General features: G+C 45.3%; 6 protein-coding genes. 1 reads left to right on the forward strand and 5 read right to left on the reverse strand.

Annotation, left to right across the window (positions count from 1 at the left end):
* Window positions 1-333 (forward strand): hypothetical protein (locus VF500_RS17035; RefSeq protein ID WP_330860833.1); only part of this gene is annotated, 333 nt, incomplete at its 5' end.
* A 96-nt stretch (window positions 334-429) separates the two neighbouring features.
* On the opposite strand, the gene VF500_RS17040 is transcribed toward VF500_RS17035, so the two are convergent.
* The 5 genes from VF500_RS17040 to VF500_RS17060 form a co-directional block, all read right to left on the reverse strand.
* Window positions 430-1,179 carry a DUF1080 domain-containing protein gene (locus tag VF500_RS17040; protein ID WP_330860834.1) on the reverse strand — a complete coding sequence of 250 codons (750 nt, stop codon included), beginning with the start codon at window positions 1,177-1,179 and terminating at the stop codon, window positions 430-432.
* Between the two features lie 27 nt (window positions 1,180-1,206).
* Entirely contained in the window at window positions 1,207-2,922 is a 1,716-nt protein-coding gene (locus VF500_RS17045) for a GMC family oxidoreductase (protein WP_330860835.1), read from the reverse strand.
* A gap of 156 nt (window positions 2,923-3,078) precedes the next feature.
* Window positions 3,079-3,813 (reverse strand): glucosamine-6-phosphate deaminase, encoded by a 735-nt coding sequence (locus VF500_RS17050; RefSeq protein ID WP_330860836.1) that lies wholly within the window; start codon window positions 3,811-3,813, stop codon window positions 3,079-3,081.
* A 3-nt stretch (window positions 3,814-3,816) separates the two neighbouring features.
* Window positions 3,817-4,902: a Gfo/Idh/MocA family oxidoreductase gene (locus VF500_RS17055; protein WP_330860837.1), complete on the reverse strand. Its 1,086-nt coding sequence runs from the start codon at window positions 4,900-4,902 to the stop codon at window positions 3,817-3,819.
* Between the two features lie 487 nt (window positions 4,903-5,389).
* On the reverse strand, window positions 5,390-5,638 hold a 249-nt coding region (locus VF500_RS17060), incomplete at its 5' end, for a hypothetical protein (protein WP_330860838.1).

The raw sequence follows: 5,638 nt of genomic DNA on the forward strand, positions 1-5,638 counted from the left end.
GTGGTGATGTTTGAAGAAATGCCCGATGGCAAATATTTTTATCTCACCTATTTTATGGGCAGGGCAAGTTATGCTACCAACCCGGAGAAAAGGCATTTGCTAAAAGCGGGACAATTGGAAACTATTCCGTTTACCAACACCTACATCACCAGCAGACAATTCAGCAAAGGCAGTCGCATCGTGATCCTGCTCAATATCAATAAAAGCCCTTTTGAACAGATCAATTACGGAACAGGCAAAAAAGTAAGCGATGAAACTATCCAAGATGCTAAAGTACCGCTGCAAATAAAGTGGTTTAATGATAGTTATATTAATGTGCCGGTATTGAGATAGACAAGACGCAAGACGTCAAGAGCCAGGAAGCAAGAAATTAAAAACCGCATGAAGACTTACGAAGTTTTAAAAACTTCGTAAGTCTGGGTTTTACAACTACAATTTCTTGATCTCAATATTTCTATACCAAACATCAGCGCCATGATCTTGCAGTACAATGTGCCCTGATTTAAACGTGCCGAAATCGGGCCATTGTTTGAATTTACTGCCTGCTACCAGTTTTTTCCAGTTATCGTCCCAAAGGGTGGTTGATAATACATGCTCGCCGTTGATAGTAAAATCCAGCTTGCTGTTGTTGCAAACAATCTCTACCTGGTTCCATTCCCCGGCAGGTTTAACTACTTCTTTTGATATCGAGATCAAATCATACAAATCACCTGCACGGTGTTTAATGAGTTTGCCATCTTCGTTTTCTTTGTTATCGACAACCTGGCATTCAGGGCCGGTGAAATAGCTGTACTTGTATTTTGTGGTATCTTCCTTAACAAGGAACAGAATGCCGCTGTTCCCGGCTTTGGAGATCTTCCATTCCAGCTTCAGATCAAAGTTTTCATATTCCTCGTTGCTTACCATATCGCCGCCATTTTTGGTTTGCCAGTCTCCTTTTTGTGAGGCGTCAAGGTGTAGCACCCCATCTTCGGCTTTCCAGGCCAAACCTGGTGCCGGTTTGCCGTAAGCATGCCAGCCGTTGGTGGTTTTACCATCAAATAAGGGCTCAAATGCAGCGGTTGTACTGTCTTTTTTAGTGGAGGCTGTGCTGTCTTCCTTATTATAGTTTTTGGGGGTAGATGAATGGCAGCCGCTTAGGGCTATGGCCGTCAGTGCAATTAAAAATAACTTGTTCATTTGGTGCTATGTTTTAGTTAATATGTTTTAGAGATTTCCTTTTTTAAATTCGCCCACGGCATAAGTGGCAGCGCGAGCGGTTAATGCCATATACAATATCGACGGGCTCTGATTGCCTGTGCTCGTCATACAGGCGCCATCAGTAACAAACACGTTTTTACATAAATGCAGCTGGTTCCATTGGTTAAGCATCGATGTTTTAGGATCTTTCCCCATCCGTACGCCCCCCATTTCATGAATATCCAGGCCAGGAGCCTGTTTATTTTCATGCTTTTGGATATTGGTACAGCCAGCCTTCTCAAACATACCGGCAGTTTGAGTTAAAAAATCCTTGATCATGCGCTCGTCATTATCATCATATTCCACCGAAGTGATCAGCAGCGGGATGCCCCATTGGTCTTTCTGCTCTTTACTTAAACGCACATGGTTACTGGCCTTGGGTATGGTTTCGCCCTGCAGGTACATGTAAGCACTCCAGCCGCCCGGTTCGGTAAGCGAATCTTTGTACGCGCCTCCTATTTCACCTTCGGCTGTTTCTTTTGGCCCCCGGTTTCGGTATGCACCCATAAAAGTGGTGAAGCCTCCTTTATAATCAGTTTCCTGTTGGTGCAGATTACGATAATTGGCCAGGATCAGCTCTGTTGGGTTACGACCGAAATAGTAGCGATCTAAAAAGCCATCCATATCGGCCGTTACTGATGCCCGGTAATTTTGAAAGGCGATGTATTTGCCCAGCAGGCCGTTATCGTTACCCAAGCCGTTCGAGAACCGCTCTGATTTCGAATTAAGCAAAATGAGGTTGGTGTTCAATGCCGAGGCATTCATGAAAATAATGCGGGCTTTATAAATAAACTCCTGTTTGGTATTGGTATCAATAACCTTTGCCCCGGTAGCTTTACCCAGCTTTTCATCATAAATAATAGAATGAACAACCGAAAATGGCCGGATGGTAAGGTTACCCGTTTTTTTGGCCCAGGGCAGCGTTGAGCTTACCGAGCTAAAATAACCGCCGAACGGACAGCCACGCATACACAGGTTCCGCGCCATGCATTTAACCCGGCCCTGGTCAATATGGATCTGCTTAGGCTCGGTAATATGTGCCCAGCGGGCATGTACCAAATGCCTGTCGGGATAGTTTTCCTTTATTTTGTTGCTGATATGCTCCTGTACTGCGTTCATATCAAAAGGCGGCAAAAACTCGCCGTCGGGCATGGACTCAATTCCGTCCTTGTTGCCGCAAACGCCTATAAACTTTTCTACATGCGAGTACCAGGGCGCTACATCATCATAACCAATAGGCCATTCAATACCATAACCAAAACGCGCAGGATTCTCAAACTCATACTTGCTCCAACGCTGGCAGGCCCTGCCCCAGGTAAGCGATTTACCACCAACCTGGTAACCACGGATCCAGTCGAAAGGTTTTTCCTGGATATAGGGATGATCTTTGTCCTTTACAAAAAAATGGGCGTCATCCTCGCCATAACCGGCAGCCCGGCTAATGAGCGGATTCTCCTCCAAAAATTCTTTGGTCATCTCTCCCCGGTGTTTAAATTCCCAGGGATCCATGGTTGCGGTGGGATAATCCTTGATATGCTGCACATCCCTGCCGCGTTCAAGCACAAGGGTTTTTAAACCTTGCTCACAAAGTTCTTTAGCTGCCCATCCGCCGCTGATGCCCGAGCCTATTACAATAGCATCATAGGTAAACTGATCGGCAGTATTTTTAGGTTCATCCGGCATTAGTACAATTGGTTATGGTTAATAAACTGTTTAATTGCCAATAGGTTTTATATAAAGCTGAAAGCGTAAAGCTAAAAGCACAAAGCAGAAGGCTCAAAGCTTTAAATTTTAGCTTTCGGCTTTTTGCCTTAAGCTTTAAGCTCATCATAACAGCTTTTATACTGTTAAACTCAGTTGCGCCGCCGCTGCTTCATCCAAAAACACTTGTGCGTTTTGCAGCGTTTTAAATATGGAAGCAGGCACATCATTAGTAACACAGCCCTGCAAGGCCTCAGCTATGATAGGTGCTTTTTTACTTCCGTTGGCTATCAGCACCGGTACAGCGGCTTCGGCCAGATGGCGTAAACCAAGTGTAATACCCTCGGTTAAAGCTGTATCGGTAGTAAAATATTTTTGGGCAACTTCAACAGTAATAGGAGCCAATGGTGAGTGATGCGCATACGAATGAAAATCGGCACCCGGTTCGTTAAGACCGATATGGCCGTTAAGCCCTACACCAACCACCATCATATCTAACCCGCCAAGCTTATCAATATGTTTATTCATAGCCTGGCATTCTACATTCAGGTCATCGGCAACGGCATTAAAAAATTTCACTTTGCTGGGCGAGATATTAAGCGGTTTAAAAAAATGCTTTTCGAGGAAGTAGGTACAACTGCCGTCATTAGTGCGATCAAGACCGACCCACTCATCGAGGCCTACAAAATTGGTTTGACTAAAATCAACCTGTTTGTTATTTGCGTATTGAACCAGGTAACTGAGCAAACCGGCTGGTGAATCGCCGGAAGGAAAACAAATCAGCGCATCAGGCTTTTGGCTAACGAGGGTAACCACCAGATCAGCCGCCGCTTTCGACATGGTGTTGTAATCAGGATATGTATGTAGTTTCATTTTCTATTTAGTATTGAGCCAAAGATTTACAGGTTTATCGATCTTTGCCGAAAACGGCAGCTCAATTTTTTTACCTGCTCCCGCCGATGCATAGGCCGCGTAGATAAGTTCGAGCACAGCCCTCCCATCCACACCGGTTACCAACGGAGTTTTGTTATTTTGTACACAATCAATAAAGTGTTTTAGTTCATGCGGATAACCCTGATTAAAAGCTTCTTCAAAAATGGTAAAACTCCAGCCCTGTGTGGTGTCTGATTTTTCCATCGCGTAGCCATACCCATCACGACTATACGTTACAGCAGCATTGCCCATAAACAGATCGGCATAAATAACACCGCCAAGACCGTGGATCTCGCAGCGGTCGTCCATACCGCCATGTTTGGCCCAACTATTTTCGGCCACTGCGGTTACACCGTTTTCAAACTCGACAATTATGACCGAATTGTCTTCGCCTTTGGTACGGCCTTTATGCAGCACGGTACTCATACTGGCATAAACGCTTTTAGGTTTGGTATTATCCAGCATCCAGCGGAACCATCCCAGGGCATGGCAGCCCATATCCATGATCACCCCACCGCCCGAAAAGTTGATATCATAAAACCAATCCGAATGCGGGCCCGAATGTTTTTCGCCCTGCTTCAGCATATAGATCTCGCCAACAGCGCCTTCTTTTACCAGGTGCCTTGCCCGCTCATATTTTGGTGCGAAGCAAAGCTCTTCGGCATACATCAGCTTTACGTTGTTGGCCTTGCATACGGCAATCATTTCGTCGGCCTCTTCAAGCGTAACGGCAAGCGGCTTTTCGATGATCACATGCTTTCCTGCTTTGGCAGCTTTGATAGTGGCTTCGGCATGCAGGTAATTGGGCAGGCAGATATCTACTACCTCACAGCCCGATTCGGCAATGAGCTTATCAATATCATCAAACCATTGGGCTATATGATATTTTTCGGCAAAGGCTTTAGCTTTTTCGGGGTTACGGGCGTAACAGGCCACGACATCGGCTTCGGGGATAAAGCGATGGTACGATTCCATGTGGATATCGGTAATAAAACCGGCACCCAGTATGGCTACTTTAGTTTTGTTCATAAAACGTATATATAATATAGCGCTGATAATTGGGACAGCGCGCAGGATTTACCTGGTTCAGAATACTATTCAAGATTAACGAATAATAATTAAAAATTGAAAACTTTTGGAAGATGTATGTTGAGGTACTAACAGCTGTTGTGATAACTGACTTACATCGGCCCGCTCAGTCGCCGCGGGTTGGCTTTGTTCTTTTTCTTGATAAAAAGAACCAAAAATCAAGTCAGCAGGTGGGCTTCTTTGCGTGCAAGGCCTTTGCCCTGCAAATCGGACAAAACCACGGGCTGCAATTATTTTACCCTACCTTCACAGGCCCCCGCTTCTGCAAAAACTTGCTATGCCCCTACAGCCGCACCATCCACCATGTTCTGCCCGCTTTCGCCCGAAGCTTACCTGCTGACAAAAGCGGTTTCAAATATGCTACGGGTGTTCAACTTGAAGCTTTGCATAAATACCTCCTGCAAGTTCAAAGCAACAGCTTTATCTCCTATTGCTCCAGCACATGCTTTTTAATAAACTCAATTGTTGATTCGGGCAGGGCGTTGCCACTGGCCTGGGTTAGGCTACCGTCGAGTTGTAATTCCAGCTCGGCGTTGATGTTGTTATCGATAAAAACATGCAGCTTGTTTTGCTCTTTTTCAACACGGCAGGTAAGCTCGCGCTCTGAGTAGTTGATCAGGAATTCGTATTTCCCATCCTTGGCAGCAGGTGTGGTGTCTTTTTGATCCATCATGGC

Origin of the sequence: Mucilaginibacter sp., assembly GCF_036383575.1 — a bacterium.
Classification (GTDB): domain Bacteria; phylum Bacteroidota; class Bacteroidia; order Sphingobacteriales; family Sphingobacteriaceae; genus Mucilaginibacter.

What these genes read in the sequence shown, in the direction of transcription:
- VF500_RS17040 (WP_330860834.1), bottom strand. Translation starts at nt 1,179, where the DNA reads ATGAACAAGTTATTTTTAATTGCACTGACGGCCATAGCCCTAAGCGGC.
- VF500_RS17045 (WP_330860835.1), bottom strand. Translation starts at nt 2,922, where the DNA reads ATGCCGGATGAACCTAAAAATACTGCCGATCAGTTTACCTATGATGCT.
- VF500_RS17050 (WP_330860836.1), bottom strand. Translation starts at nt 3,813, where the DNA reads ATGAAACTACATACATATCCTGATTACAACACCATGTCGAAAGCGGCG.
- VF500_RS17055 (WP_330860837.1), bottom strand. Translation starts at nt 4,902, where the DNA reads ATGAACAAAACTAAAGTAGCCATACTGGGTGCCGGTTTTATTACCGAT.